This window comes from Pelagivirga sediminicola (genome assembly GCF_003072125.1).
Lineage (GTDB): Bacteria > Pseudomonadota > Alphaproteobacteria > Rhodobacterales > Rhodobacteraceae > Roseovarius > Roseovarius sediminicola.
The window spans coordinates 1-26,696 of record NZ_QCYH01000004.1 but is presented as its reverse complement, the minus strand read 5'-3'; the positions used below and the strand labels follow the sequence as shown (position 1 = coordinate 26,696).

Below are 26,696 nucleotides of genomic sequence, written 5' to 3'. Positions count from 1 at the left end.
AAATTTTCCGCAGCGACGCGCCTTATTGATCCAAGAAAGAGCGCAATTTGCGCGAACGGCTGGGATGCTTGAGCTTGCGCAGCGCCTTCGCCTCGATCTGGCGGATGCGTTCGCGCGTGACCGAGAATTGCTGGCCGACCTCTTCCAGCGTGTGATCGGTGTTCATCCCGATACCGAACCGCATGCGAAGCACACGTTCCTCGCGCGGGGTCAGCGAGGACAGAACACGCGTCGTCGTTTCCTTCAGGTTGTCCTGAATGGCCGAATCCAGCGGCAGGACGGCGTTCTTGTCCTCGATGAAATCGCCCAGCTGGCTGTCTTCCTCGTCGCCGATGGGCGTTTCCAGAGAAATCGGCTCCTTGGCGATCTTCATCACCTTGCGGACCTTTTCCAGCGGCATTTGCAGCTTTTCGGCCAGTTCCTCCGGCGTCGGCTCGCGGCCGATCTCGTGCAGCATCTGGCGGCCCGTGCGCACCAGCTTGTTGATCGTCTCGATCATGTGGACCGGGATGCGGATGGTGCGCGCCTGATCGGCGATGGAGCGGGTGATCGCCTGACGGATCCACCATGTCGCGTAAGTGCTGAACTTGTAGCCGCGGCGGTATTCGAACTTGTCGACCGCCTTCATCAGGCCGATATTGCCCTCCTGGATGAGGTCCAGAAACTGCAGGCCGCGATTGGTGTATTTTTTCGCAATCGAGATGACGAGGCGCAGGTTTGCCTCGACCATTTCCTTTTTCGCCAGCCGCGCCTCCTGCTCGCCCTTCTGGACCTGCCCGACGATGCGGCGGAATTCGGAGATATCAAGGCCGACATATTGTCCGACCTGCGCCATGTCCGAACGCAGTTCCGTCACCTTGTCGTTCGAGCGTTCGATCAGCATCTGCCAGCCGCGCCCGGATTTCTGCGCCATGTCGTCCAGCCAGTTCGGGTCCAGCTCGCGGCCGCGATATTCCTCGATGAATTCGCGGCGGTTGATCCGGGCCTGATCGGCCAGCTTCACCATAGCCGAATCGATCATCATGATGCGCTGGTTGATACCATAAAGCTGGTCGATCAATGCCTCGATCCGGTTGTTGTGCAGGTGCAGCGAATTGACCAGCACGACGATCTCGCTGCGCAGAATCTGATACGTGTCCTCCTGACTGGACGAGAATGTGCCGTCCTCGTTCAGCGTGGCGGAGATGCGGCTGTCCTGCATCTCGGCCAGCTTGAGGTAGTCGTCCGCGATACGGTCCAGCGTTTCCAGAACCGTCGGCTTCAGCGCGGCCTCCATGGCCGCAAGGCTCATGTTGGCCTGATCGTCCTCGTCGTCGTCATCGTCCGCGGCAATCGGATTGCCGTCCGCGTCCAGCTCGGCACCGCCCTCATCCTTGGAGGCGGAGGGCGCATTGGCCACGTTCGCCGCCTCGACGACGGATTCGCCCTCGCCGTCCAGCTGATTGCCGAACGTCGTCTCAAGGTCGATGACGTCGCGCAGCAGAATGTCTTCGCTCACCAATTCGTCGCGCCAGATGGTGATCGCCTGAAAGGTCAGCGGGCTTTCGCACAGGCCCGCGATCATGGTGTTGCGCCCGGCCTCGATCCGCTTGGCGATGGCGATCTCGCCCTCGCGCGACAGCAACTCGACGCTGCCCATCTCGCGCAGGTACATGCGTACCGGATCGTCGGTGCGATCCAGCTTCTCTTCCTTGCCCGAGCCGAGCGTGATCTCGCCCCGGCGGCCAACCTCGGCCACGGCGGTGCCGCGCTGCTCTTCTTCCTCGACCTCGTCGTTCTCGATGATGTTGATGCCCATTTCGGACAGCATCGACATCACGTCCTCGATCTGCTCCGAGCTGACCTGATCGGGCGGCAGAACCTTGTTCAGTTGATCGTAGGTGATGAATCCTTTTTCACGCGCCTCGGAGATCATCTTCTTGATCGCCGCCTGGCTCATGTCGAGCGACATCTCGGCGTCCTGATCGTCCGGCTTCTGGTCGTCGGTATCTTTGGCGGCCATGTAAATCTCCTGAAGTGGCGGGCGCGTGATTCGCAAGTGACGAATCATCCCTACACCGAGGTGATTCGCAACCCGTTTACCGCGTTTTGTTTACTCGGGCCTCACCAAAATCCATTTAACGGCGGGGCTTCGAGAATGAAATCTTGTCCAGCAATGCGTCGAACTGCTCGCGTTCGCCGCGGTCTATCCGGGCACCGTTGTCGGCCAGGTCGTATTCGGCGCGGTCCTCATGTTCGCTGCGCACGGCGCGGTTTCGTGCCTCTGCCGCCCGGGCGAGGCGCCATGTCACCGCCTCGTCGGCGACGCCCAACATATCCTCTGCGGCATCGTCGATTTCGGCCATCAAACCGCGTGTCGCTGCAATCTTGGCCAGCTCCTCGGCCACCGTCATCTGCGCCAACGCCGCGTCGCCCGGATGGCGCACGGGGGGCGTCAGGGCGACATGGGGTAGCGACAGCATCTTTTCAAGGGTATCCGCGCCCAATGCGGCCGCAATCGCATCGCGCAGCGGGCCGGCCCCGTCGGGACCATGCTGCGCGATCAGGTCGCGCAGATCGGCATGCAACGGGTCGCGGCACTCCAGCCGCTCCAGCGCCGTCTCGAAATCGGGCAGGATGGCGGGGGTCGCAATGAACGCGGCCAGTATGACGGCCTCGCGCATGCGATCATGCTGGCCCGCGTCCGACCGGGCCAAAGGCGACGATATCGTGCCGGGCCGGGCGGATTGATCGGGCTTGGCCCAGCGCCCCCTGGGCTGCCAGCCCTTCGCGCCGGCCTTACCGGATGCGGGACTGCGCTGCTTGAACAGCTGCCAGCGCAGATCCTTGAGCGCCTGGCCGTAATGGCCGCGAATGGACGGATCCGTGATCCGTCCGATGGCCTCGCGCAGGGATTTGTCGAGCGCCGCGCGCCGTTCGGGACTGTCGAAGTCGCGCCCTTCCGTCTCGCGCTGCCACAAAAGCTGCACCATCGGCTTTGCTTCATCCAGCAGCGCCTTGACCGCCACCGCCCCTTGCGCGCGCAGAATATCGTCAGGATCCTGCCCTTCGGGCATCAAGGCAAAGCGCAGGCTTTTGCCCGCCTCAAGCAGCGGCAGCGCCAGGTCGATCACCCGCTGCGCCGCGGCCAGCCCGGCGCGGTCGCCGTCCAGCGCCATGACCGGCTCGTCCACCGCGCGCCACATCAGTTGCAACTGCGTTTCCGTCACGGCCGTGCCCAGCGGCGCGACAGCCCCCTGAAACCCCGCCTGAGACAGCGCGATCACGTCCATGTAGCCCTCGGCCACGATCAGCGGCTGACCCTTGCCCGCCGCCTCGCGCGCAGGCGCGTAATTGTAGAGCGTGCGGGATTTGTCGAACAGCTCGGTCTCGGGCGAGTTGAGGTATTTCGCGTTGTCGCTCGGGTCCATCGCCCGGCCGCCAAAGGCGATGACGCGGCCGCGCGCGTCGTGGATGGGAAACATGATGCGGCCGCGAAACACGTCATAGGGCGTGCCGCCCTTCTGGGACGGCCGCGCCAGACCGCAGCCCAGGATCAGATCGGGCGCCACGTTCTTGCCCGTCAGATGATCCCAAAGCCCCTGCCACGCCTGCGGCGCAAACCCGATGCCGAACCGCTCCTGCGTCGCCTCATCCAGCCCGCGCCGGTCCAGATAGGCGCGCGCATCGGCGCCGACGGCGGTTTTCAGCATCAGGCGGAAATGCTGCTGCGCCTGCTCCATCACCTCGGCCAGTTGCGTGCGCCGGTCGGCCTTGGCCTGCGCCTGCGGATCACGCTCGGGCAGTTGCATTCCGGCCTCGGCGGCGAGGATGCGCACCGCCTCCATGAAATCCACGTTCTCGCTGTCACGCACGAAGCTGATCGCGTCACCCTTGGCGTGGCATCCGAAGCAATAGTAGAATCCCTTGCGGTCATCGACGTGGAAACTGGCGGATTTTTCCTGATGGAAGGGGCAAGGCGCCCACATGTCGCCCTTGCCCTGGTTCGATTTGCGGTTGTCCCACATCACCTTGCGCCCGACCACCTGGATCAGCGACGTGCGCGTGCGCAATTCTTCGAGGAAACCGGGGGGCAAAGACATGGCGCCATTATGGGCCGAGTCGGGTCCGGCGCCAAGAGGCCCCCTGCCCGTCATGCGGTGTTTGCGCCTATCCGGCCTGCTTCAGGCAAGCGGCCTCGAAAGCGGTCGGCGCGGCCGCGGTCAATTGGTCTTCGGGCAGCGTATAGACCCATTCGACCAGCGGCTGGACCGCTGGCAGGTATTTGCCGTCGATATCGGCCGCGCCCAGCGTTCGGGTTGCTGCGGCCTGCGTCGCGCCATCGGCGCGCAGCGATACTGCTTCCGCAACGATGGCTGACGTGGCAGCGCAGTTCTCGGCAGAATCGGCGGCGGCAAGCGTCGGCGCGGTGGACAGGATCACAAGGGCAGGAAACAAAATGCGGGGCATGGCGGCCTTTCTTGGTCTAGTTGCTGCCGCGCGTCTAACAGGCGAGCCGCGCGCCGGAAATGCAATGCAGGGAGGCCGGACAGGGTTGCGCAAGAAACTGCGCAACCCCCTTTGACCTGATCGCGGCAGCCGCGGGGCCTCAGCCGCCTCAAAGCCCCAAGGCGCGGTAGGAGGCCGCAACCTTGCCGATCGAGACAAGATAGGCCGCTGTCCGCAGATCGGTCACGTCGCTGCGGTCGTGCCAGACGTCGCGCATCGATTGGTAGGCGGCGCGCATGGTGTCATCCAGACCCGAGCGCACCAGTTCCAGCTCGCCCGCGCCGCGCAGGTAGCGCTGTTTGAAATCGGGGCTGAGCGTCCAGCCCAGATCCTTGTCGCCACTGAGGCGCTCCAGCTCGTCAACGACAAGCTGGTGACGCGATTCCTCCTGCCGCCGACCCATGCGGCCAAAGCGGATGTGGCTGAGGTTCTTGACCCATTCGAAATAGGACACGGTGACACCGCCGGCATTCGCGAACATGTCGGGAATGATCACGACACCCTTTTCGCGCAGGATCTTGTCGCCGCCGGCCGTGACCGGCCCGTTGGCGGCCTCGATGATCAGCGACGCCTTGATGTTGGCCGCGTTGGTGATGTTGATCACACCCTCCATCGCGGCCGGGATCAGGATATCACAGTCATTTTCCAGCACCTTCGCGCCTTCGGCAACATACTCCGCGTCGGGGTATCCCTTGACGCCGCCATGTTTGGAAATCCAGCCGCGGACCTCCTCGATGTTCAGGCCCTTGTCGCTGATCAGCGCGCCGTCATGTTCGACGATCGCGCAGACGACGCAGCCATCTTCTTCGGACAGGAACTTGGCCGCATGATAGCCCACGTTGCCGAGCCCCTGGATGATGACGCGCTTGCCATCCAGCTTGCCGCTGAGCCCGGCCGCCTTGACGTCCTCGGGGTGGCGAAAGAACTCCTGCAAAGCGTATTGCACGCCGCGGCCCGTCGCCTCGGTCCGGCCCTGGATGCCGCCGGCATTGATGGGCTTGCCGGTGACGCAGGCGCGGCCGTTGATGTCGGTGGTGTGCATGCGCTTGTACTGATCGGCGATCCAGGCCATCTCGCGCTCGCCCGTGCCCATGTCGGGCGCCGGGACGTTCTGGCTGGGATGGATCAGGTCGCGCTTGATCAGCTCATAGGCGAAGCGGCGGGTGATACGCTCCAGCTCGTGCTCGTCCCACTCGCGCGGGTCGATCCGTAGCCCGCCCTTGGAGCCGCCGAAGGGCGCCTCGACCAGCGCGCATTTGTAGGTCATCAGCGCTGCCAGCGCCTCGACCTCGTCCTGGTTGACGCCCATCGAATAGCGGATGCCGCCCTTCACGGGCTCCATATGTTCCGAATGAACACTGCGATACCCGGTGAATGTGTGGATCTGACCACGCAGGCGGACGCCGAAGCGAACCGTGTAGGTCGCGTTGCAGACGCGGATCTTTTCCTCCAGGCCGGGTTCAAGGTCCATCAGGGCGACGGCCCTGTTGAACATCAGGTCCACACTGTCGCGGAAACTCGGCTCTTTTGCGGCTGTCATCGCTATCCTCCATTGCACGGCAGGCATTGGCCGACCACGCTGTTTTATGATGCATTTGCAAACATATCCCTAATACCTCCAGCTTTTTTGTCCAGACATCGTTGGCCCGCTGCGGCCTGCGGTCACGTGGCAGCGCCGCTTTGTCGCAGCAATGGAAACACTACGAAAAATCTCCTGAAATTGTCTGCATAATTCATAATTTGCCCTTATTCCGCCGCTTTTCTAGCCCTATTTCGGCCATACTGGGGCGCCATAAACCTCGCGACGTAATCCGAGTCGACAACGCCGCATTCCGGCACCGCGAGGTAACCAGTGACCCATTCGAATTCGAATAACCGCCCGCAAGACACGCAAGGCAGAGGCACGGCCGGCAGGTACAGGGGCGCTTTCCGCCGGTTGACGGTTTTCCACCGGGACGAGGACGGGGCGATGTTGGCCCTCACGCTTTTCATGCTGTTCATCATGCTGATCGCAGGCGGTTTTGCCATGGACCTCATGCGCCAGGAAATGAAGCGCGCGCACATCCAGAACACGCTGGATACCGCCGTTCTGGCAGGGGCCGGTGCGCCCTACGGCGTCGGCCCGACACCCAAGGAGATCGTGCAGGATTACATGGCCAAGGCCGGTATGGCGTCCTATCTGGGGCCGATCGATGATGACGGCGAAGGCCTGGACGATGTCATTCACACGCTGAACATGTCCAAGGTCAGCGCGACCGCGAAGATGTCTATGGACACACATCTGCTGCATCTGTCCGGGATCAAGCAGCTGGGCGCGGCAGCCGCATCCACCGCCGAGCGCCGCGTGCCGAAACTGGAAGTGTCGCTGGTGCTGGACGTATCCGGCTCCATGGACGATACGTCGTCGACGCCGGACGCCGACGGCAACTCAGTCACGAAGATGAAGCATCTCAAAAAGGCTGCGAAGGAATTCGTGACGTCCATCCTGAACAGCACCAAAGAGGGCGACGCGACCATTTCGATCGTGCCGTTCAGCTGGGATTCCGCCCCTGGCAAGCACATCTTTGAAGCGCTGAATGTCGATGTGCGGCATGACTATTCCAGCTGTCTCGAGTTCGCCGATACCGACTTTGGCCGGGCATACATTGATCCTGACGTGCAGCAAAAACAGACAATCTACACGACAATCGGAAATTATGGCCTCACCCAATTCAAGAATGACTATCGGACTTGCTTTACCAACGACTACGCAGAGATCCTGCCCTATTCGATGAGCGAGGCAGATCTGCACGCCAAGATCGACTCTCTGGTCGCCAAGGGCAATACGTCGGCCGATATCGGCATGAAATGGGGCACCGCGCTGCTGGATCCCAAGTTTCAAAGCGTCAAGACCGCTTTGAACAAGGTCGTCAAGGAGACGAAGACCGTGATCGTCGACGGTGTCGCGACCACCATTGACATCAAGATGGTCGACGACCGGGTTGGCGTGGTTCCGGCAGAGTATGGCGAGGGCGAGACGCTCAAAGTGGTTGTCCTGATGGGCGACGGTCAAAATACCTATTCCAACCAATTCACGACCCCCAGTTCCTACCGCGGCGACGACTCAGACCTGTTTTTCCTGGAATGGGATACGATGCTGTTCCAGTATGCCTACGACAGATACAGAACCTGGAAGCGGAGCACCGACCCCGCCTATTGCAATTATAGCAACTGGAAATGCGTTTACACAGAATCGTCTGGCAATTCATACTTTCTTTATGACTCGTACCCTGGCGAATTCATTAATCTCTGGCGTGGCTCCAACCTGTCAGTCGAGGATTTCAATCGCCTGTCGAGCATGGAGGACGGGTTCAAGAAAAAGATCCGCTACACGTGGGAAGAGGCTTGGGGCCTGATCACGCCTGAATATTACGCGCGCAAAACAGGTAACTGGACTCCCTACAACCAGTTCACGAACGACGACAATCGCGTTTCAGGCTCGGAGAAGGACGTGCGCATGTCGAGCATCTGCACCGCAGCCAAGAACAAGGGCATTAGCGTCTACACGATCGGCTTCGAGATCAAGAAAAACGGCAATGCCGAGACGCAGCTCAAGAACTGCGCGAGCGATCCGCTCAATTACTTCCCGGCGAAAGGTGTCAACATTTCCGATGCGTTTTCGGCGATCGCGTCCAACGTGGTCAATCTGAGGCTGACACAATGAAACACCGCATCCGGCGCAGATTGCGGCGGCTGATCGGTCTTGCACGCCGCGAGGACGGAAATGCCTCGATCGAGTTCGTGATCCTTTTTCCGATGTATCTTGCGCTCATGGCAATGTCGCTGGAGCTTAGCATGATCACCCTTCGCCAGACGCTGCTGGAGCGGGGATTGGACATCGCGGTGCGCGACATCCGCCTCGGCACTGGCTTATACGTGCAGTCCTATGAGAGTCAGGAAGAGAACGATGCGGCCGCAGAAAGGTATCACGACAAGATCAAGGAGCGGATCTGCGACGAGGCTTTCGCATTCATCGATTGCGAGAACAGCATCAAGCTGGAGATGGTGCGCAGCGATATGCGTAACTTGGTGAAACTGGGCGGCGACGTCATGTGCACCGACCGCGAGGAAACCGGCAAGGCCACTTACCATCTGGAACCGGGCCAGCAGAACGACCTGATGTTCTTGCGAGCCTGCGTCAAGTATGACCCGCTGTTCCCGACATGGCACATCGCCCGCACGCTAAAAAAAGATAACAGCGGTCAGTTGTCCATCATTTCGATGTCCGCCTTCGTGATGGAGCCTTTGTGAAATGATTAGAGTCACGCCCAAATCCTGGCTTGCCCGGTTTCGCAGTGAAGAGCGCGGCTCGGTCACAGTGGAGGCGATGATCACGCTGCCGCTGCTCATCTGGGCCATCGGGGCCACCTACGAGTTCTTCGAGGTGCATCGCTACAACAGCGCGCGGGACAAGGCGAGTTACACGATTGCCGACATGATCTCTCGCGAGCAGGATGACATAACGCCGATCTACCTGGATAACGCCAAGACCGTCTTTGACACGATCGCGAACGATATGGGCGCCAACTCCCTGCGCATATCGGTGATCAAATACAACACGGACGACAAGACGTATTTCATCAAGTGGAGCCAGGTGCGCGGCACCGACGCACTGAAGCAACTGAAAACCGAGGATGTGGAGAACGCGCATGCCGTTCTGCCCAAACTGCGCCGCGGCGAGGAACTGATCGTCGTGGAAAGCCAGTCGATCTATCCGCCCGTCTTCAAGGTGGGAATGGGCGACAACCTGAAGGTCCGCACCTATGTAACGACCAGCCCGCGCTTTGCCGCGCAGATCAACTACGAGCCGACGCCCTATGACGGATCGGACACGAACACCGAGGGCAGCACCGGCGAGGGCTGAGCCGCTGCGTGCGGCGGCGCGCAAGTTAAGCCCGAAACGGCGCTGCATGTGGGTTTTCGAGCGGCCCCGCCTGCCGCTTTGCATGATCCCGCGATGCGTTACGCGTTGGGCGCCGCCAGTCAGCCGGTCGATTTCACCCACGTGCGACGCTGGTTTGCGCGTCGAACTCAGCGCCGCGGCGTGAGTTCGGCGCCTTGCGCTTCGGGCTCGGTATCGATCAGGCGGTCGGGAAATCCGGGGGCCGTGACGGACAGGCCGGTCGCCTCCTCCAGCCGCTCGATGATCCGGTCCGATTGCGCGCGCATCCCATAGCGGCGCTGCCCGTCCGTCATGATGTCGATCATCAGCGGCGAGATTTCCAGCGGCACGTTGTGCTGATCGGCCAGTTTCTGGAACAGGCCGATATCCTTCTGCACCAGATCCATGGTGAAATTGACGTCACGCGTCCCCGACAGGATCAGCTGGCTTTCCGTTTCGTGGACAAAGGAATTCCCCGACGAAATCGCGATCGCCTCGAACGTCGTGGACATGTCCATGCCGGACGCCTTCATCACCGTCAGCGCCTCGCAGAGTGTCAGCAGGTTGGCCGTTGCCAGATAATTTGTCATCACTTTCAGGACCGACGCGCTGCCCAGAGCACCGGTATGCAGGATCTTGCGGCCCATGACCGTCAAAAGCGGCAGCACGCGCTCGAACGTGGCGCGGTCGCAGCCGGCATAGATACTGATATTGCCTGTATCGGCCCGGTGGCAGCCGCCCGAAACAGGGCAATCGGCCACGGCAGCGCCTTGCGCGATCACCTTCGCGCCCAGCCGCTGAACCTCGGCCGCGTCGGTGGTCGACATCTCCAGCCAGATCTTGCCGGGGCCCATATGGGGCAGCATCGCCTCCACGACCGCCGCGCTGGCGGCAGGGCTGGGCAGGCAGGTGATCACTGTGTCGCAATCGCGCATCATGCGTGCGGGATCGCCCCCATCGTTCGCCCCCTTGGCCGTGAACGTAGCCACAAGGCCTGGGTCCAGATCATGCACGTCCAGCGCCGCGCCCGCCCGCAGAAGGCTTCCGGCCAGCTTGCCGCCGACATTGCCCAAACCGATAAATCCCGTTCTCATGTCTCGCTCCCGCCTTGTCACGCCGGAGATTCGCGCGCCACGGCCCGCCGGTCTGGGCAAAATGCGACGTCTCAAGCCGATTTCGGCGCCGATTTCGCACGCCTCGCGCCCGGCGCTTGCCCCGGCACCGGCAAAAGTGGCATCAAGGTGCGGACCGCTGCACATAACCGGACGGCACTCATGCGCCTCACCTTTGCCATTGCCCTGACTGCCGCCCTCTGCGCTGGCGCCATGCTGCCCGGCTGCACCCAGTTTCCGGAGCTTGATGCAACCATCCCCGATGCCGCGCGGCGCGCGCCCTATCCCGATCTTGTGCCGCTGGAGGGGTTCAGGACGCGGCTCGACAACTCCCGGATTCCCCAAGGCAGCGCAGAAAGCGTCGAGGACCGGGCGGCAAGGCTGCGCGCCCGTGCGGATCGCCTCAGCGGGTCCGTGATCGACAGCGCCACCCGCGCCCGCATGCAAGCGGGCGTTCAGCAATAGGCGCGCCGCCCCGCCATGTCCCGGCAAAACCCGCGTTGCACCCTGCCCCCTTTGCCTGTAGAGCGCCGGGGAACCCGACCATCCACGCCAAACGACACGGAGACAGCCTCATGAACGATCCCTTGCGCCTTGGAATCGCCGGATTGGGCACGGTTGGCACCGGCGTGGTGCGCATCATCCGTCAGAAAGCCGCCCTTTTGAGCGCACGTGCCGGGCGCCCCGTGACGATCAGCGCCGTCTCCGCCCGCTCGCGCGGTAAGGATCGCGGCGTGAAACTGGATGATTACGCGTGGGAGGATGACCCCGTCGCCCTTGCGCAGCGCGACGATGTGGATGTTTTCGTCGAACTGATGGGCGGCCATGATGGCCCCGCCAAGGACGCCACCGAAGCCGCGATCGCCGCAGGCAAGGACGTCGTCACCGCCAACAAGGCGCTGCTGGCCCATCACGGTCACGCGCTGGCGCTGGCGGCCGAGGACGCGGGCCGCGTCATCCGCTTCGAGGCGGCCGTCGCGGGCGGTATTCCCGTCATCAAGGCGCTGACCGAGGGGCTGGCCGGCAACGACATCACCCGCGTGATGGGCGTGATGAACGGCACCTGCAACTACATCCTGACGCGCATGCAATCGGCGGGCCTGCCCTATGAGGAGGTGTTTCAGGAGGCATCCGATCTGGGCTATCTTGAGGCCGATCCGCAGCTGGACGTCGGCGGCATCGATGCCGCGCACAAGCTGTCGCTGCTGGCCGCCATCGCCTTTGGCACGCAGGTCGATTTCAGCGCGGTCCAGATGGAGGGGATCGGCGCGATCACCATTCAGGATATCAATCACGCCGCCGACATGGGCTATCGCATCAAGTTGCTGGGCGTCGCCCAGATGACCGGCCGCGGGCTGGAGCAGCGCATGACCCCCTGCCTCGTGCCCGCCGCCAGCCCGCTGGGCCAGCTTGAGGGCGGCACCAACATGGTTGTGCTGGAGGGCGACAATGTCGAACAGATCGTGCTGCGCGGCCCCGGCGCGGGCATGGGCCCCACCGCCAGCGCGGTGATGGGCGACGTGATGGACATCGCGCGCGGCTTTCGCCTGCCAGTGTTCGGGCAGCCCGCCGCGGGGCTGGAGCACGCGCAGGCTGCGGGCGGCAGCACGCCCGCACCCTATTACCTGCGCATGTCGCTGACCGACAAACCCGGCGCGCTGGCCAAGGTGGCGACGGTTCTGGGCGACGCGGGCATCTCCATCGCGCGGATGCGCCAATACGATCACACCGGGCCGAATGCGCCGGTCCTGATCGTCACGCACAAGGCCGGGCGCGCCGATCTGGACCGCGCGCTGGAGGCGATCCCGCGCCTTGGCGTCGTCACCGACGCGCCCATCGCCCTGCGCATCGAAACCGCCTGAGGCGCTCTCTTGTGCGGATTGACCGCTGCCGATAAAGCTGAATGCACTCCCGATTTTTCCGCGTGCTGCAAAAGGATCCTGCCATGACCGACACCGCCGATTTCAACGACCGCATGCTGTCGCTCGGGCTGGCCCGCGTCTCGGAGGCCGCCGCGCTGGCCTGCGCCGACATGATCGGGCGCGGCGATGAAAAGGCAGCCGACCAACTGGCCGTCAACGCCATGCGCGAGCAGCTGAACAAGCTGGCGATCAAGGGCGTCGTCGTCATCGGCGAGGGCGAGCGCGACGAGGCCCCCATGCTGTTCATCGGCGAGGAGGTCGGCACCGGCGACGGCCCCGGCGTGGACATCGCGCTCGATCCGCTGGAGGGCACGACGCTGACCGCCAAGGCGATGCCGAACGCGCTGACCGTTATTTCCATGGCGCAGCGCGGCAGCCTGCTGCACGCGCCCGACGTCTACATGGAAAAGCTGGCCGTCGGGCCGGGCTATGCCAAGGACGTCGTTTCGCTGGAAATGTTCCCGCGCGAGCGGGTCGAGGCGTTGGCCAAGGCGAAGGGCTGCAAGCCGTCCGAAGTGACCGTCTGCATCCTTGAGCGGCCCCGCCATCAGGAGATGATCGACGAGGTCCGCGCCACCGGCGCCGCCGTCTATCTGATCCCCGACGGCGATGTCGCCGGCGTCATCCATTGCGCCGAGGCCGAGCTGACCGGCATCGACATGTACATGGGCTCGGGCGGGGCGCCCGAGGGCGTGCTGGCCGCATCGGCGCTGAAATGCATGGGCGGGCAGATCTGGGGCCGGCTCCTGTTCCGCAACGACGATGAAAAAGGGCGCGCGGCCAAGGCCGGCATCACCGATCTGGACCGCATCTATGCGCGTGACGACATGGTGACAGGCGACGTGATCTTTGCCGCAACCGGCGTGACCGACGGATCGCTGGTCAAGGGCGTCAAGCGGCGCCAGACCTATGTGGAGACCGAAACGGTCCTCATGCGCTCCAAGACCGGCTCGGTCCGGCGGATGATCTACCGCAATCCCGTAAAGTGAAGCGGGCGCCGCGGCGAGGTCCGGCGCAAATCTTCGGGACTTTCGCGTGCGCGCGCTGTAAGCGGCGATGCATGAATATTTCAGGACCAATGAAGGCCGGGCGCGCGTGAGCGCGTTTCTGGATATCGAGGCGTCGCTGACCGGGCGACGCTGGATCGGCCCTGCGCCTCAGCTGGACCGAACCGCCGAAGCCATGGCGCAGGCGACCGGCCTGCCCTACCCCGTCTGCCTGGTGCTGGCACGGCGCGGCGTGGCGCCCGAGGGCGCCGAGGCCTATCTGGCGCCTGCCCTGCGCGATCTGCTGCCCGATCCTCGGTCCCTGCTGGACATGGAAAAGGCGGCGACCCGGTTTCTGACCGCCGTCGAGCGCCGCGAGCGCATCGCGATCTTTGCCGATTACGACGTCGATGGCGGCACCAGCGCCGCGCTCTTGATCGACTGGCTGCGCCAGAGCGGGCGCGAGGCGACCCTCTATGTGCCCGACCGCATCGACGAAGGCTATGGCCCGAATGACGAGGCGATGGCAACGCTCGCCGCGGCCCACGATCTGATCGTCTGCGTCGACTGCGGCACGCTCAGCCACGGCCCCGTGGCCGCGGCCAAGGGTGCGGACGTCATCATTCTGGACCATCACCTGGGCGGCGAGACGCTGCCTGACGCGCTGGCCGTGGTGAACCCCAACCGGCAGGACGAAAGCGGCGATCTGGCCCATCTGTGCGCCGCTGCCGTCGTGTTCCTGATGTTGGTCGAGGCGGGCCGACAGCTGCGCGAGGCGGGCCGCAAGGGGCCGGATCTGATGGCGATGCTGGATCTGGTGGCACTGGCAACCGTGGCCGATGTGGCGCCGCTGATCGGGGTCAACCGCGCCTTCGTGCGGCAGGGGCTGCGCGTCATGGCGCGGCGCGAGCGGCCGGGCCTTGTGGCGCTGGCCGACATCGCCGGAATGGACAGCGCCCCTGCGGCCTATCACCTGGGGTTCCTCATGGGGCCGCGGGTCAATGCCGGCGGGCGCGTGGGGCGCGCCGATCTGGGCGCGCGTCTTCTGGCCAGCGCCGACCCCTTCGAGGCGCAGGCCATGGCCGAGCGGCTGGACCAGCTCAACGCCGAGCGCCGCGAGATCGAGGCGGGCGTGCAGGCCGCCGCCATGGCGCAGGCCGAGGCGCGCGGGCTGGACGCGCCGCTGGTCTGGGCCGCAAGCGACGGCTGGCATCCCGGCGTGGTCGGGATCGTGGCCAGCCGCCTCAAGGAGGCGGCGAATCGCCCCGCCATCGTCATCGGGTTCGACGGCGAGATCGGCAAGGGCTCGGGCCGGTCGATCAGCGGCGTTGATCTGGGCGCCGCCATCCAGAAGCTGGCCGGCGAGGGATTGCTGCTGAAGGGGGGCGGTCACAAGATGGCCGCCGGGCTGACCGTCACGCGCGATCTGCTGGAGCCCGCGATGGCCCGCCTGTCCGAGCTGCTGGCCAGGCAGGGCGCCGGCACTGGCGGGGCCGCCGATCTGGCGCTGGACGGGCTTCTCATGCCCGGCGCCGCCACGACGGACCTGATTGCCCAGCTCGATGCCGCCGGCCCCTTCGGCGCCGGAGCAGCCGCGCCGCGTCATGTCTTTGCCCAGATGCAGATCACCTTTGCCAAACGCGTCGGAGAACGGCACCTCAAGATCCGTTTTGGCGACGGCACCGGTCCGCAGCTGGACGCGATCGCCTTCGGCGCCTTCGACGGCCCGATCGGCCCCGCGCTGGAAGGTCACGGCGGCAAGCGGTTTCATCTGGCGGGGCGCCTGGAACTCAATATCTGGCGCGGCCGGCAAACGGCCCAGCTGCGCCTTGAAGATGCCGCTCCGGGCTGAACGGTCTCGGCGATACGGACGGCTAAAACACGGTTTTCGCGACAAGCCGGCGATTTGATATAAAAACCCCCTTGCACCTCTCGCCAGTTTTGCCTAGGAACCGCCTCACGCAGCGCGTGGCCCGTTCGTCTATCGGTTAGGACGCCAGGTTTTCAACCTGGAAAGAGGGGTTCGATTCCCCTACGGGCTGCCACTTATACCTGTAAGATATTTATTTTACTTGATATATTTAAAACCCCCACACTCTGCCTAAGCATTGTCTAATGGATCGAAGGGCGAAGAACCGCCCTGAAAGCCCCGGCGAACGCTCACGGAAGCGTGAGCACCTGAAAGGGCGATCATGGACGAAAGGACGCTGAACAGCGAACTTGAAGCGGAAAACTATAAGCTTCCTCTTAACGCGAAGCACCGCGAAGCGATGATAGACCTCGTTCTTGCATGGGGAACGCTCGACGGCGCGCTTGCGATGCTTTTGGCGCGTGTCATGGAACTTCCATACCACGAAGCCGCCGACACCATCGGCAAGCAAAGCGGTTCGGGCAAGCTCGCCGAAATGGTTCGCCTAATCAAACAGCGTGATTCTGCGGAAGAAGCTATCAAGTTCTTAAAGAAGCACAAAAAGCTTTATGAACGTCATTCTAAGCCAAGGAATAAAATAGCCCACGGGCATTGCGCCGGGTATCTTTTGGCAGACGACAACTTTGTCGTGTTCGCAATATTTGAACGAACTGGTGAAGAAGGCTTGACCGTTGACGCCGTTCCTGTCGAAGAAATGAAACGGGCAACAAAATGGGGCGAAGCCTTTACGACGTTTATCCTCAATATGCTCAATCGCCTTGATAGCGAAGACGAATGAAAAAGGCCCCGGCTGCGTCAGTGCACGCAAACCGGGGCTAGTTGGCACTCTTGCGGAGTTCTTTATGGGTGTTCGCAAAAGCCTGCGATGCCAGCGGCCGTTTTCGCAAGGCAAGCACGCCCGCGACGCCTTGCTTGCTAACGTCCTGGATCGTGACTGATGGCGTTTGCAGGTTCACCTGAATCCCAACGTATCTGGCGATGACGCTCGGTTGATCAGTTGTGACTCCAAACGATCATCAACTCAGGCTTGAAGCCTTTATCCAAGTGGCTGACTTGTCGTCGAATGTGCGGGTGAGCTTTGGCCAACGGGTTTGAGGCGGACACTATGAGCGCGGCGCACGCGCAACCATCGCGACGCTCTGGCCTTGGATTGTTCGTCACTTAACTTGGGTTACTGACGCCTACTCGCCAGCCAGCGTTTCCATTCCGACGCCCCGCCCGAAAATGCGTTCAGATCGACGTCACCCTTGATGCCCGGTACGGTGCCGGTGCCGCTATATTGCCAAAAGCTCCAATGCTGGCTCGGATAGACTTCGCGAGGATGTTTTGCGGTAGAGCGGAGCCAAAACTCATCTCCTTGCATCCGTTGCATTTCATTCCGGCGATAGAATTCGGGCGTTGTATAGATAATCGGGCGCTGCCCGTAATGGCGTTCCAGCGTGTCTAGAAAAACCCTCGCCTCGCGTCGAACGATTTCTCCATCGGGCCGCTTGCGACAGGTGGGCGAGAACGCGTTCCATTCCATGTCCAGTATCGGAGGCAAAGCGCCCGCTTCGCGCGGGACATGGCGGATAAACCAGCGAGCTTGATCAGCGGCAGAGGTACAGAAATAAAAGAAGTGATATGCGCCGCGAGGGATGGATGCGCTGCGCGCCCCGCGCCAATGATCGCCAAATCGCGGATCAAGCATGTCGCCGCCCTCGGTCGCCTTTATAAAGGCAAACTGCACACCTGCGTCGCGCGCTGTATGCCAATCGACGCTGTCCTGGAACCGGGCGACGTCGATTCCGTGAATATCGTATCGATGCGGCGCGTGGCCATCCTGCCAGTCTACAGGTGCCCGTTCGCCAAAACCATGTGCGCCGCCAGCGTTTTCGAACGGTCGGTCTGGGGCGCAAGCGGCAAGCGTCCAAAACGTAAGAACTAGGAAACGGCGGATCATCGGCGAACTCCTTTCGGGGGCATCTCGTTCAGCGATCAAATCGGAGGAGCGGCGCCCGCGCAAGGACAATGCCTATGTCATTCGGCCCGTGTTCGATCGGATGGTCCATGAGGGCCTCGGCCATCGTATCCTGTCGCTCGTCCATTTGCCTGCCTCAATGGTTGGTTTTTCAATTCCACGAAACATCAGAATCCGCTGTCCGTGTCCGAGTTACGCCGCGGTCGGGAGTCATGGCGCCAGCGCGAAATGAAATTCCATACGTGACGGCGCACCACCTGATGCGACGATGACAGCCTGCGAACATTGGTTGACGCAGAGCGTTTCCACGCGTCGAACGGTCGGCGACCATCGAGGTTTTGGTTGGCAAAGATGGGCCCGCATGTTAACCGGTAGTTTAAATACTTATTCAGAACCAAGGATCCAGATGCGCCTTACTTCCTTCACCGACTATGGTCTTCGGATGCTGATGCGGATGGCCAGCGCGCCCGAACGTGGGTTTTCCACCTCCGAGCTTGCCGATGAATTCGGCCTGTCGCGCCATCACCTGGCCAAGATCATGCAGCGCCTGTCCGGGGCCGGAATTGTTGTGACGCGCCGCGGTGGTGGTGGTGGCGCAATGCTGGCGCGCGGCACGGATGAGATCAGTCTGGGCCAGATCGTGCGGGTTCTCGAAGAGGGTCAGGCGCTGGTCGAATGCTTCGCCGCAGATGGCGGCGCGTGCTCGATCAGTGGCCGCTGCAAGCTCAAATCACGGTTGCGTTCGGCCGAGGCGGCGTTTCTGGCCGATCTGGACCGCACCAGCCTGGCCGAGGTGGCGCTTGCACCCATGGCCGAGCTTGAAGGAGCCGCGTGATGACACCTGCCGGAACACTCAGTCGGAATGAGCGCCAGATCGCCTTTGGCCTGTCTGTCGCGCTGTCGGTGCTGGGGTTTGGAATGGCAGCCTTTGCCGGCAAAGGCGTGATGGCAGTGCATGGCGCGATGGCATTGATATTGGGTCTCTTTTTGGTCTTCCGCGTTGGTGGCAGGCTTTATGAGGGCGCGCCGGGTATTGAACGGCATGATCGCTATTTCGACGGTCCGACACGCTTTGGCGTAATGATGACACTGGTCTGGGCGATCTTTGCGATGGGCATCGGCGTGTGGGTGTCTGCGCTGCTCTATTGGCCAGAAGGCACGCCCGCCCTGCCCTGGACCAGTTTCGGGCGCCTGCGGCCCGTCCATACCACCGGCATCATCTTTGGCTTTGGTGGCAATGCGCTGATTGCAACGTCGTTTTATGTGCTGCAACGCACCGCCCGGACCCGGCTCGCCGATGCAATCAGCCCATGGTTCGTGCTGATCGGGTTCAACCTGTTCTGCCTTTGGGCGGTCAGCGGCTATCTGATGGGCAGCACCCAGTCCAAGGAATACGCCGAGGCCGAATGGTATGCCGATCTGTGGCTGGTCGTCGTCTGGGTGGTTTACTTCACCGTCTACATTCGCACGCTGGCGCGCCGGCACGAGCCGCATATCTATGTGGCGAACTGGTATTACATGGCCTTCATCCTGGTGGTCGCCATGCTGCATATCGTCAACAATCTTGCCATTCCGGTGCGCTGGAACGGCGCCGACAGCTTTACCATCTGGGCTGGCGTGCAGGATGCGATGATCCAGTGGTGGTATGGGCATAACGCCGTCGCGTTCTTCCTGACGTCGGGCTTTCTGGGGATGCTGTACTACTATCTGCCGGTCCGCTCAGGGCGCCCGATCTGGTCTTATCGCCTGTCAATCCTCAGCTTCTGGGGGATCGTGTTCTTCTACATCTGGGTCGGCTCGCACCATCTGCATTACACCGCCCTGCCCTATTGGGTTCAGACCCTTGGCATGACATTTTCGGTGATGCTGCTGGTGCCCAGCTGGGCCTCAGCGGGCAACGCCATCGCCACGCTGAATGGCGCGTGGCACAAGGTGCGCGATGATGCGACGCTGCGCTTCATGTTCGTCGCCGCCGTGTTCTACGGGCTGTCCACATTCGAGGGGTCGTTTCTCGCGATCCGCCCCGTCAATTCGCTGAGCCATTACACCGACTGGACCGTGGGCCATGTCCATTCCGGCACGCTGGGCTGGGTGGCGATGATCATCTTCGGCGCGATCTATACCATGGTTCCGCAACTGTCGGGGCGTGAGACGATGGCATGGCCACGCGCGATCGAATGGCACTTCTGGCTCGCCGTTGGCGGCACGCTGGTCTACGTGGTCTCGATGTGGAACGCGGGCATCACCCAAGGGCTGATGTGGCGCGCCTATGACCTGAACGGCGCGCTGTCCTACAGCTTTGTTGAATCGGTGCAGGCGATGGCACCCTATTACCTGATCCGCACCATCGGCGGGGGCATGTTCCTGACCGGGGCCATCGTTTGTGCGCTGAACTGCTATGCCACCTTCCGCAGCGCGCCCTACATGGCCGAGCCGCGCGATGTACCCCTCAGACCGACGCCGGCGGAGTAGGAAATGCTCAGACTTCATTACAACCTCGAAAAGCTGTCGATGGGTCTGGTGGTGGGCATCATCGTTGCCGCCTCCATCGGCGGTATCGTCGAGATCGCGCCGCTCTTCACCATCGACGAGACGGTCGAGATTCCAGACGATATGCGCCCGCAAACCCCTTTGGAACTGGCGGGGCGCGAGATCTATATCCGCGAGGGGTGCTATGCGTGCCACAGCCAGATGGTGCGCAGCCTTGCGGATGAACTGGACCGCTACGGCCCCTATTCGCTGGCGGCCGAAAGCGCCTATGATCACCCGATGCTCTGGGGCTCGAAACGCACCGGCCCCGATCTGGCGCGCCTGGGCGAGAAGTATTCCGACGACTGGCACAGCCAGCACCTGATCGATCCGCGCAGCGTGGTGCCCGCGTCGATCATGCCGGCCTATCCCTGGCTCATCCGGCCGCTGGATACCGAAATCCTGAGCGATCAACTGGCGACTCTGGCCAAGCTGGGTGTGCCCTATGACGCCGAAATGATCGCGGCGGCGGTGGGCGACGCCATCGGACAAAGCCAGCCCGACTCGGACGCGGGCGACGCCGTGCGCGAACGCTATGGCGCGGATGTCGCGGTGCGCGCGTTTGACGGCGATCCGGCGCGGCTGACGGAAATGGATGCTGTTGTGGCCTATCTGCAATCGCTCGGAACCCTGACCAATGCGCCATACGAGCTGTTTGCGGAGGGCGCGCAATGAGCCACGACACCCTCGTTTATCTGGCCAAGACGCTGGGGCCGATCTGGATGATGGGGTTCTTCATCATCGTCGCGATCCGCGCCTACAACCCCAAGCGCCGCGCCGAGCAGGAAAGGATCGCCCGCTCGATCCTGCCCGACCAGTCCGGGGAGGATCCGCAATGAGCGACGATCCCCGTCTGAACCCCGACCCTGACGCCGACCACGAGATCGACGCGCATACCGGCCATCTCGAGGTCGACCCCGTTACCGGATACGACACCACCGGCCATGACTGGAACGGCATTCGCGAGCTTAACACGCCCTTTCCCAAATTGGCGCTCTGGGCGATGATCCTGACGTTCGTGTATTCCGTGATCGCCTGGGTTTTGCTGCCGGCCTGGCCTTATGGCAAGGATTTCACGCGCGGCCTGCTCGGCCTTGATCAGACGGAAATGGCAGTCGAAAGCTACCGCGCCCTCACGGCGGATCGCAGCGACTGGATGGCGAAGTTCGAGGCAGGGGATTTCCCCGCATTGCAGGCAGATGACACGTTGATGTTGCCCGCAATGGCGGCGGCGGACCGTCTGTTTCAGGACAATTGCGCCGCCTGCCACGGTGCAGATGGCGGTGGCGGCCCCGGCTTTCCGGTGCTGAATGATGACTATTGGCTGTGGGGCGGCGATCCTGAAACGATTGCCGAAACTCTGCATGTCGGGATCAATGCCACGGGCGACGACACGCGGTTTGGCCAGATGCCCGCCTTTGACTGGATGGAGCGCGGCGAGCTGAGCGCGCTGGCCGACTACGTCACGGCGCTGCCGCAGGGCAATGCGGATGCCGACAGCGAGGGCGGCGTGCTGTTTGCCGACAATTGCAGCGCGTGCCACGCCGAGGGCGGCATCGGCGGAATGGAGAACGGCGCGCCTGCGCTGACGGACCAAGCGGTCATTTACGGTCAGGATCGCGCCAGCGTGCTGGAGACGCTGCGCCGCGGACGGCAGGGCGTGATGCCCGCTTGGTCAGATCGCCTGACCGAAGCGGAGATAAACCTCCTCGCCCTCTATGTCGCGAACCTGTCCAAAGACGATGTGGAGGGCCAGCAATGAGCATTTTCACCCAGCGCAGACTGGCCATTACCGGCGCCCTGTTGGCCGCGGGCGTCTTCGTCGCCGCAAATGCGCATCTGATTACCGTTGCCATCAACTCGCAGCCCGATTGCACCTTGTCCGCGCAGGCCGCCGCGGCCAAGCCTGCCTGCTGAAAGGTCTGATATGCTCGAACCTCTCCCAACGCTTCGCGCTCCTGACAGGCCGGCACCGGCGCTTGCGCGATCCTTGCCGGCACGCGCGGCGATGGACTGGCTTTCCGCCGGCTGGGCCGATTTTCGCGCCAGCCCGCTGCCCAGCCTTGCCTACGGAATTTTCGTTGCCCTGCTGTCCTATGTCATCCTTGGGGCGCTCTATTGGGCGGGCCTGCTCTACCTCACACTTCCGATGATATCGGGCTTTCTGATCGTGGGACCGTTCTTTGCAATCGGTCTTTATGAAAAAAGCCGTGCGCGCGAAGAGGGGGAGAGGATCGGCCTCGGCCGGATGCTGCTGGTGCGGGGCGTGCCGCTGGGGCAACTGGCCTTTGCTGGGCTCATGCTGGGGATGCTGGTGCTGTTCTGGATCCGGGTCGCGGATCTGCTTTACGCGCTGTTTTTTGGCCTGACGCCGTTTCCGGGGGCCGAAGACGCCTTTATCAACGTGCTGACCACGCCGCGTGGCTGGACGTTGATCCTGGTCGGCACGGCCATAGGCGGGCTGTTTGCTGCTTTCGGTTTCGCGCTCAGCCTGTTTTCGATCCCCATGATACTGGCCGAACGGCGCGATGCGCTGACGGCGCTTGGCCTCAGCTTTGCGATGACGATCCAGAACCTGGCCCCGGCGCTCGCATGGGGCGCCATTGTCGCAGTCGGACTGGCTCTTAGCGCATTGACCGGTCTGCTTGGGCTGGCATTGGTGTTTCCGGTTCTCGGCCACGGCACCTGGCACGCGTACAAGGCGATACGCCGGTTCGACTCATGAGTTTGCTCGTCCTCATCCCGCTATCGATCGGCATGGGTCTGATCGGGCTCGCCGCCTTTGCATGGGCGCTGCACCATGATCAGTTTGAGGATCCACAAGGCAACGCCGAGCGGGTATTGATTCCTGAGAACCCTCAGGAAAAAGACTGCAGTGTCGAAAGCGACCCGCCCCCAGCAACTGTATTTCCCAAGCGGTCTGACTGTCCCACTCTCGCCGGGAGTTACACAGAACGCTCGCGATAGTGACAAGCTTTCGGGCGACGGCCATGGATGCACAGGCTTATCAATTTGTCTTGCAACGCGTCTCTGCACCAATCATCCTCTTGGCCGCAGTCACCGATCAGCCAACAAACATCCGCCAGACTTCTGACCAAGGCGCTTGCGCCGATGTAATCGCTGGCCTATGCGAACGCCGCTTTTGAACCTATGCGCATTGGAACGTCGCCAACGAAGATCAGCATCTGCTCACCTGACAGGGTCACTAGTCCCTAAGATGCCAGCCGGTCTGGAGCGCGCTCGGTGACAACAATCGCCTGCGAACGCGATTTGGCAGTGTTACATGCAAACTCTCATGAGCGCGCAAAGGCGTGCGCGCGGCGAAAGGAATGGGTTTACGCCGAAAGCGACCGGATCGGGCGCGCCGTCAGGTGCTGCGGTCAATCCGAAGATCTGCTTACCCGCATTGCCGAGGCGCTCACCTGAACCCGTTGTCGGCAGAGGCTCGATTTTGCATCGGAGGTTCAGTTGACTATCGAATAATCGTTCGATCTTAGCGATTGAATTGATATTAATAATAAGTTGGAATGATTTATCCTGAACCCCTATCTGTCCACCTGAAAGCCGTGAAGGAGGTTGTCAGATGGCACATGTTGAAACTCGACCCGGGCACCGGTGCTGAGCATCGCGCGCAAATCTTCGTCGCCGTTCTGGGTGCTTCGAACTACACCTTCGCCTGGGCGAGCCTCAGCCAGAAGCTGCCCGACTGGATTGATGCCCAGGTCCGGGCGCTTAAATTCTTCGGCGGGGTCCCCAAGGCGATCGTCTGCGACAATCTGAAGGCCGCCGTGGCCAAACCGCTCTGGTTCGAGCCGTCGCTGACCAAGACCTTCTCCGACATGGCCACGCATTACGACACGACCGTGCTGCCCACCCGGCCGCGCGACAAGGGCAAGGTCGAGGGCGCCGTGCTGATCGTAGAGCGCTGGATTTTGGCGCGCCTGTGCAACCGGCAGTTCTTTTCCATCAAGGCGCTGAACGTCGCCATTGCCGAGCGGCTCGATGATCTCAATGCCCGGACCATGCGCCGGGTCGGGCGCTCGCGCCGGGAGCTGTTCGAGGAGATCGAACGCCCCGCGCTCAGCCCGCTGCCCGATACGCCCTTCGAGTACGCCGAATGGAAACGCGCCAAGGTGCATCCCGATTACCACATCGAGGTTCCGCACAGCTTCTATTCGGTGCCGCACCGCCTGATCGGCCGTCAGGTCGATGTCCGGCTCACCCACCGCATGATCGAGATTTTCCATAACCATGAACGCATTGCGGCTCATCACCGCCGCGGTCAGCGCGGCGGCCATAGCACCATCAAGGAACACATGCCCAAGGCGCACCAGGGCTACGGCATGACGCCCGAGAGCCTGATCACCCGGGCCGCCCGCACCGGCTATCACGCCGCCGCGCTCGTCGAGCGGCTGATGCGCGACAGGCCGCATCCGGAACAGGGCTATCGCTCCGCGCTCGGTGTGCTCGGCCTGCAGCGGCAGTTCGGGGCGGACGGGCGTGGCGCGCGGCTTGCGAACGCGCCCTGACGGTCGGCACCGTCAATTATGCCTCGGTGCGCTCCATCCTGATCACCGGTCTGGATCGGGCGCCCCGCCCGCCCGACCCCGTCACCGCCACGCCGGTCCACGACAATATTCGTGGCCCCGGCTACTACCAGTAACCCGGAAAGGACAAATAGATGCTGACACATCCCACACTCGATCAGATGGCCGCGCTCGGCCTGACGGGCATGGCAGACGCCTGGAAGGCCTTGGCCGAACAGGGTTCGAGCCAGGCGCTTGAGCGTAATGAATGGCTGGGGCTCATGCTCGACCGCGAAGCCGCGGCCCGCGCCGACAAGCGCTTCGCCAACCGGCTGCGTAATGCGAAGATGCGCTTTCCCAACGCCTGCATCGAAGATGTCGATTTCGCCGCCAGCCGGGGGCTCGACCGGCGTCCGATCCTCGCGCTCGCGCAAGGCGACTGGATCAAGGCCCGCGAACAGATCATCCTTACTGGCCAGACCGGCACCGGCAAGACCTGGCTCGCCTGCGCCTTCGCCCACCAGGCGGCCCGTCTCGATCACTCTGTCTCCTATGTCCGGATGCCGCGGCTGTTCGAGGACATGGCCCTGGCGCGCCTCGATGGACGTTTTCCCCGCCTCGTCGACAAGCTGGCCCGCGTCCAGCTGCTGGTCCTCGACGACTGGGGCACGCATGGCTTGACCGACCAACAGCGCATCGATCTGCTCGAGCTTTTCGAGGAGCGCTATCAGCGGCGGTCCACCATCATCACCGCCCAACTGCCGATCTCGGGCTGGCAGGACATGATCGGCGAACCCACCATTGCCGACGCCATCCTCGACCGGATCGTCCACGACGCCCACCGCATCGAACTCAAGGGCGACAGCATGCGCAGAAAGGACCGGAACGCGACCTTGACCTCCGCCGAAAACACCGAAACTATCCAAACCAAAACATGATCGCAGGCAGACAATCAGCCGTGCCCGAACTGTCCGGGAATTACTGAAACGGCTGTCCGGGAATTAGCGTAATCGCTGTCCGGTATTTCTGAAATCCGCAAGGGCGATCTCGTCCGTTTTTCGCATGCTGTCTGTCAAGCACGCCAACACCTCCGGCGGCCATTATCGCAGATCAGGGCAAGCGGCAGATTCAGGCTGTTGCGACGGCGTCGGAGCGATCCACGGCGGTGCCGGATCGAACCGCCCGCCGGCCCTACCTTTTGACATCGAGGCGAAAGGCGCCCTGAACGATACGGTCCATGACCATCGCGCAAAAAAGTATGGCGAAACCGCCCAGAAGGCCCGGTCTCTTGGCCGCGTATTGCAGCGCCTCCAGGATCACCTTGCCGAGGCCGCCGCCCCCGATCAGCGAGATGATGACCATCATCGACAGGCACATCAGGATCGTCTGATTGACGCCGGTCATGATGGAGGGGCGCGCCAGCGGCAGCTTCACATCCTTGAGCAACTGCCAGCGCGATGCGCCGAATGCGACCGCGGCCTCCTTGATGCTGCCGGGCACGCCGCGCATGCCAAGGCAGGTGAGGCGGATCACCGGCGGCATGCCGAAGACGATGGTGGCCAGAATACCGGGCGGATTGCCCGTGCCGAAAAACGCGATGATCGGGATCAGATAGACGAAAGCGGGAAGCGTCTGCATCAGGTCCAGCACGGGCTCGGCGGCGGCGAAGGCGCGGCGCGACTTGCCGAACCAGATGCCCAGGGGAATGCCGATGGCGACGCAGATGATGGCCGCCGCGCCGACCAGCGCGACCGTCTCCATCGCGACGGCCAATAGCCAAGCAGCGCGATACAGGCGAGCGCCGCAGTGGTGAAGATTGCCGCGCGCGGCCCGGCGGACCGCCAGGCGGTGACGATGATGACCAGCATCACCGCCGGCCACGGCGTGCCATTCAGGGCCACGGCGAGGGCGTCCAGGACGGCGCGGACACCGCTCGTGATCGCGCCGAAGACGCCGCCGCCCGCACGCGCGACGGCATCGATGCTGCGGTCGAGCCAGCCCGCGACTGCCGAGAAAAGCGTGCCGTTGCCGTCGCCCAAGATCAGCCGCGACGCCTCGGCACCCGCAAAGGTGTCAACTAGCGCAAGAGAGCCGGTTGTGGTGAACTTGTAGATCACCAGCGGCGCGACCGCGGCGATGATCAGCGCGCCGAGCGCGGCCTTGCGCCGTAACATGCAAAATGCGCTGCGCGAGGGCGCAACCAAGGAGGAAATCCTCGAAGTCATCCAGCTGACGTCGATCATGGGTAAACCTCCGCCGAGGGCCGTCTGGCTGCTGGGCTGTGAGATCGTTTATCGAGTGTCCTTATGGACGCACACGAAG

25 protein-coding genes, 1 tRNA gene and 1 pseudogene are annotated in these 26,696 nt (G+C 62.8%); 19 read left to right on the top strand and 8 right to left on the bottom strand.

Annotation, left to right across the window (positions count from 1 at the left end; all coding sequences use genetic code 11):
- Nucleotides 1-22: 22 nt before the first annotated feature.
- The 4 genes from rpoD to DC366_RS08355 form a co-directional block, all read right to left on the bottom strand.
- A complete protein-coding gene (gene rpoD / locus DC366_RS08370) occupies nucleotides 23-2,002 on the bottom strand; it encodes an RNA polymerase sigma factor RpoD (protein ID WP_108691767.1) in 1,980 nt (659 codons plus the stop codon).
- A gap of 115 nt (nucleotides 2,003-2,117) precedes the next feature.
- Nucleotides 2,118-4,082 carry a DNA primase gene (gene dnaG / locus DC366_RS08365; protein WP_108691766.1) on the bottom strand — a complete coding sequence of 655 codons (1,965 nt, stop codon included), beginning with the start codon at nucleotides 4,080-4,082 and terminating at the stop codon, nucleotides 2,118-2,120.
- Nucleotides 4,083-4,149: 67 nt separating this feature from the next.
- Entirely contained in the window at nucleotides 4,150-4,449 is a 300-nt protein-coding gene (locus DC366_RS08360; protein ID WP_108691765.1) for a DNA primase, read from the bottom strand.
- 148 nt (nucleotides 4,450-4,597) lie between these two features.
- Nucleotides 4,598-6,028, bottom strand: a complete 1,431-nt coding sequence (locus DC366_RS08355) for a Glu/Leu/Phe/Val family dehydrogenase (protein WP_108691764.1) — start codon at nucleotides 6,026-6,028, stop codon at nucleotides 4,598-4,600.
- A 429-nt stretch (nucleotides 6,029-6,457) separates the two neighbouring features.
- On the opposite strand from DC366_RS08355, the gene DC366_RS08350 reads away from it, so the two are divergent.
- The 3 genes from DC366_RS08350 to DC366_RS08340 are packed head-to-tail and all read left to right on the top strand — an operon-like array spanning nucleotide 6,458 to nucleotide 9,391.
- Complete coding sequence (locus tag DC366_RS08350) at nucleotides 6,458-8,191, top strand: Tad domain-containing protein (RefSeq protein ID WP_243405080.1); 1,734 nt, start codon at nucleotides 6,458-6,460, stop codon at nucleotides 8,189-8,191.
- A 20-nt stretch (nucleotides 8,192-8,211) separates the two neighbouring features.
- On the top strand, nucleotides 8,212-8,778 hold the full coding sequence (locus DC366_RS08345) for a TadE/TadG family type IV pilus assembly protein (protein WP_243405079.1): 567 nt from the start codon (nucleotides 8,212-8,214) through the stop codon (nucleotides 8,776-8,778).
- 1 nt (nucleotide 8,779) lies between these two features.
- On the top strand, nucleotides 8,780-9,391 hold the full coding sequence (locus tag DC366_RS08340) for a TadE/TadG family type IV pilus assembly protein (RefSeq protein WP_108691762.1): 612 nt from the start codon (nucleotides 8,780-8,782) through the stop codon (nucleotides 9,389-9,391).
- A gap of 167 nt (nucleotides 9,392-9,558) precedes the next feature.
- Here DC366_RS08340 and DC366_RS08335 read toward each other — a convergent pair whose 3' ends face one another.
- Complete coding sequence (locus DC366_RS08335) at nucleotides 9,559-10,503, bottom strand: NAD(P)-dependent oxidoreductase (RefSeq protein ID WP_108691761.1); 945 nt, start codon at nucleotides 10,501-10,503, stop codon at nucleotides 9,559-9,561.
- Between the two features lie 180 nt (nucleotides 10,504-10,683).
- On the opposite strand from DC366_RS08335, the gene DC366_RS08330 reads away from it, so the two are divergent.
- The 6 genes from DC366_RS08330 to DC366_RS08305 all read left to right on the top strand — a co-directional run bounded on the left by DC366_RS08330 (nucleotide 10,684) and on the right by DC366_RS08305 (nucleotide 16,137).
- On the top strand, nucleotides 10,684-10,986 hold the full coding sequence (locus DC366_RS08330) for a hypothetical protein (RefSeq protein ID WP_108691760.1): 303 nt from the start codon (nucleotides 10,684-10,686) through the stop codon (nucleotides 10,984-10,986).
- Nucleotides 10,987-11,096: 110 nt separating this feature from the next.
- Nucleotides 11,097-12,383, top strand: coding sequence for a homoserine dehydrogenase (locus DC366_RS08325; protein ID WP_108691759.1), 1,287 nt, complete (start codon nucleotides 11,097-11,099; stop codon nucleotides 12,381-12,383).
- A gap of 83 nt (nucleotides 12,384-12,466) precedes the next feature.
- Nucleotides 12,467-13,432: a class II fructose-bisphosphatase gene (glpX, locus tag DC366_RS08320; protein WP_108691997.1), complete on the top strand. Its 966-nt coding sequence runs from the start codon at nucleotides 12,467-12,469 to the stop codon at nucleotides 13,430-13,432.
- 106 nt (nucleotides 13,433-13,538) lie between these two features.
- The gene (gene recJ / locus DC366_RS08315; protein WP_243405078.1) at nucleotides 13,539-15,281 is read left to right on the top strand and encodes a single-stranded-DNA-specific exonuclease RecJ; all 1,743 of its coding nucleotides are present in this window, start codon (nucleotides 13,539-13,541) and stop codon (nucleotides 15,279-15,281) included.
- Nucleotides 15,282-15,399: 118 nt separating this feature from the next.
- Nucleotides 15,400-15,474 (top strand) — tRNA-Glu (locus DC366_RS08310).
- Nucleotides 15,475-15,621: 147 nt separating this feature from the next.
- Nucleotides 15,622-16,137, top strand: a complete 516-nt coding sequence (locus DC366_RS08305) for a hypothetical protein (protein ID WP_108691757.1) — start codon at nucleotides 15,622-15,624, stop codon at nucleotides 16,135-16,137.
- 393 nt (nucleotides 16,138-16,530) lie between these two features.
- Here the strand turns inward: DC366_RS08305 and DC366_RS08300 are convergent, their stop codons facing one another.
- On the bottom strand, nucleotides 16,531-17,301 hold the full coding sequence (locus DC366_RS08300; RefSeq protein WP_108691756.1) for a glycoside hydrolase family 25 protein: 771 nt from the start codon (nucleotides 17,299-17,301) through the stop codon (nucleotides 16,531-16,533).
- A 424-nt stretch (nucleotides 17,302-17,725) separates the two neighbouring features.
- Here DC366_RS08300 and DC366_RS08295 point away from each other — a divergent pair, with 424 nt between their 5' ends.
- The 10 genes and pseudogenes from DC366_RS08295 to istB all read left to right on the top strand — a co-directional run bounded on the left by DC366_RS08295 (nucleotide 17,726) and on the right by istB (nucleotide 25,312).
- Nucleotides 17,726-18,154: an RrF2 family transcriptional regulator gene (locus DC366_RS08295; protein WP_108691755.1), complete on the top strand. Its 429-nt coding sequence runs from the start codon at nucleotides 17,726-17,728 to the stop codon at nucleotides 18,152-18,154.
- On the top strand, nucleotides 18,154-19,791 hold the full coding sequence (gene ccoN, locus DC366_RS08290; protein WP_108691754.1) for a cytochrome-c oxidase, cbb3-type subunit I: 1,638 nt from the start codon (nucleotides 18,154-18,156) through the stop codon (nucleotides 19,789-19,791). The genes DC366_RS08295 and ccoN overlap by 1 nt, the downstream gene beginning before the upstream one ends.
- A 3-nt stretch (nucleotides 19,792-19,794) precedes the next feature.
- Nucleotides 19,795-20,523: a cytochrome-c oxidase, cbb3-type subunit II gene (ccoO, locus tag DC366_RS08285; RefSeq protein WP_108691753.1), complete on the top strand. Its 729-nt coding sequence runs from the start codon at nucleotides 19,795-19,797 to the stop codon at nucleotides 20,521-20,523.
- The gene (locus DC366_RS08280) at nucleotides 20,520-20,687 is read left to right on the top strand and encodes a cbb3-type cytochrome oxidase subunit 3 (RefSeq protein ID WP_108691752.1); all 168 of its coding nucleotides are present in this window, start codon (nucleotides 20,520-20,522) and stop codon (nucleotides 20,685-20,687) included. The genes ccoO and DC366_RS08280 overlap by 4 nt, the downstream gene beginning before the upstream one ends.
- Entirely contained in the window at nucleotides 20,684-21,610 is a 927-nt protein-coding gene (ccoP, locus tag DC366_RS08275) for a cytochrome-c oxidase, cbb3-type subunit III (RefSeq protein ID WP_108691751.1), read from the top strand. The genes DC366_RS08280 and ccoP overlap by 4 nt, the downstream gene beginning before the upstream one ends.
- The gene (locus DC366_RS19855; RefSeq protein WP_165802875.1) at nucleotides 21,607-21,765 is read left to right on the top strand and encodes a hypothetical protein; all 159 of its coding nucleotides are present in this window, start codon (nucleotides 21,607-21,609) and stop codon (nucleotides 21,763-21,765) included. Before ccoP ends, DC366_RS19855 begins: the two co-directional genes overlap by 4 nt.
- A gap of 91 nt (nucleotides 21,766-21,856) precedes the next feature.
- Entirely contained in the window at nucleotides 21,857-22,573 is a 717-nt protein-coding gene (locus tag DC366_RS08270; RefSeq protein ID WP_243405077.1) for a DUF2189 domain-containing protein, read from the top strand.
- The gene (gene ccoS, locus DC366_RS08265; RefSeq protein WP_108691749.1) at nucleotides 22,570-22,815 is read left to right on the top strand and encodes a cbb3-type cytochrome oxidase assembly protein CcoS; all 246 of its coding nucleotides are present in this window, start codon (nucleotides 22,570-22,572) and stop codon (nucleotides 22,813-22,815) included. Before DC366_RS08270 ends, ccoS begins: the two co-directional genes overlap by 4 nt.
- Before the next feature lie 632 nt (nucleotides 22,816-23,447).
- Nucleotides 23,448-24,511, top strand: a pseudogene (gene istA / locus DC366_RS08260) (IS21 family transposase); the annotation flags it as partial.
- A gap of 18 nt (nucleotides 24,512-24,529) precedes the next feature.
- Nucleotides 24,530-25,312 carry an IS21-like element helper ATPase IstB gene (istB, locus tag DC366_RS08255; protein WP_108691747.1) on the top strand — a complete coding sequence of 261 codons (783 nt, stop codon included), beginning with the start codon at nucleotides 24,530-24,532 and terminating at the stop codon, nucleotides 25,310-25,312.
- Nucleotides 25,313-25,565: 253 nt separating this feature from the next.
- On the opposite strand, the gene DC366_RS20260 is transcribed toward istB, so the two are convergent.
- Both DC366_RS20260 and DC366_RS20255 read right to left on the bottom strand, forming a co-directional pair.
- Nucleotides 25,566-26,024, bottom strand: coding sequence for an ABC transporter permease subunit (locus tag DC366_RS20260; protein WP_243405092.1), 459 nt, complete (start codon nucleotides 26,022-26,024; stop codon nucleotides 25,566-25,568).
- The gene (locus DC366_RS20255) at nucleotides 26,012-26,617 is read right to left on the bottom strand and encodes an ABC transporter permease family protein (protein WP_243405076.1); all 606 of its coding nucleotides are present in this window, start codon (nucleotides 26,615-26,617) and stop codon (nucleotides 26,012-26,014) included. The genes DC366_RS20260 and DC366_RS20255 overlap by 13 nt, the downstream gene beginning before the upstream one ends.
- Between the last annotated feature and the right edge of the window lie 79 nt (nucleotides 26,618-26,696).

Excerpts from the sequence above, each read along its gene's own strand:
- DC366_RS08325 (WP_108691759.1), top strand. The coding sequence starts at position 11,097 with ATGAACGATCCCTTGCGCCTTGGAATCGCCGGATTGGGCACGGTTGGC.
- glpX (WP_108691997.1), top strand. The coding sequence starts at position 12,467 with ATGACCGACACCGCCGATTTCAACGACCGCATGCTGTCGCTCGGGCTG.
- ccoO (WP_108691753.1), top strand. The coding sequence starts at position 19,795 with ATGCTCAGACTTCATTACAACCTCGAAAAGCTGTCGATGGGTCTGGTG.
- DC366_RS08360 (WP_108691765.1), bottom strand. The coding sequence starts at position 4,449 with ATGCCCCGCATTTTGTTTCCTGCCCTTGTGATCCTGTCCACCGCGCCG.
- rpoD (WP_108691767.1), bottom strand. The coding sequence starts at position 2,002 with ATGGCCGCCAAAGATACCGACGACCAGAAGCCGGACGATCAGGACGCC.
- ccoP (WP_108691751.1), top strand. The coding sequence starts at position 20,684 with ATGAGCGACGATCCCCGTCTGAACCCCGACCCTGACGCCGACCACGAG.
- DC366_RS08270 (WP_243405077.1), top strand. The coding sequence starts at position 21,857 with ATGGACTGGCTTTCCGCCGGCTGGGCCGATTTTCGCGCCAGCCCGCTG.
- dnaG (WP_108691766.1), bottom strand. The coding sequence starts at position 4,082 with ATGTCTTTGCCCCCCGGTTTCCTCGAAGAATTGCGCACGCGCACGTCG.
- DC366_RS08295 (WP_108691755.1), top strand. The coding sequence starts at position 17,726 with ATGCGCCTTACTTCCTTCACCGACTATGGTCTTCGGATGCTGATGCGG.
- DC366_RS08355 (WP_108691764.1), bottom strand. The coding sequence starts at position 6,028 with ATGACAGCCGCAAAAGAGCCGAGTTTCCGCGACAGTGTGGACCTGATG.
- DC366_RS08280 (WP_108691752.1), top strand. The coding sequence starts at position 20,520 with ATGAGCCACGACACCCTCGTTTATCTGGCCAAGACGCTGGGGCCGATC.
- DC366_RS19855 (WP_165802875.1), top strand. The coding sequence starts at position 21,607 with ATGAGCATTTTCACCCAGCGCAGACTGGCCATTACCGGCGCCCTGTTG.
- DC366_RS08340 (WP_108691762.1), top strand. The coding sequence starts at position 8,780 with ATGATTAGAGTCACGCCCAAATCCTGGCTTGCCCGGTTTCGCAGTGAA.
- DC366_RS08330 (WP_108691760.1), top strand. The coding sequence starts at position 10,684 with ATGCGCCTCACCTTTGCCATTGCCCTGACTGCCGCCCTCTGCGCTGGC.
- ccoN (WP_108691754.1), top strand. The coding sequence starts at position 18,154 with ATGACACCTGCCGGAACACTCAGTCGGAATGAGCGCCAGATCGCCTTT.
- DC366_RS08350 (WP_243405080.1), top strand. The coding sequence starts at position 6,458 with ATGTTGGCCCTCACGCTTTTCATGCTGTTCATCATGCTGATCGCAGGC.
- DC366_RS20255 (WP_243405076.1), bottom strand. The coding sequence starts at position 26,617 with ATGATCGACGTCAGCTGGATGACTTCGAGGATTTCCTCCTTGGTTGCG.
- ccoS (WP_108691749.1), top strand. The coding sequence starts at position 22,570 with ATGAGTTTGCTCGTCCTCATCCCGCTATCGATCGGCATGGGTCTGATC.
- DC366_RS08305 (WP_108691757.1), top strand. The coding sequence starts at position 15,622 with ATGGACGAAAGGACGCTGAACAGCGAACTTGAAGCGGAAAACTATAAG.
- DC366_RS08300 (WP_108691756.1), bottom strand. The coding sequence starts at position 17,301 with ATGATCCGCCGTTTCCTAGTTCTTACGTTTTGGACGCTTGCCGCTTGC.
- istB (WP_108691747.1), top strand. The coding sequence starts at position 24,530 with ATGCTGACACATCCCACACTCGATCAGATGGCCGCGCTCGGCCTGACG.
- DC366_RS08335 (WP_108691761.1), bottom strand. The coding sequence starts at position 10,503 with ATGAGAACGGGATTTATCGGTTTGGGCAATGTCGGCGGCAAGCTGGCC.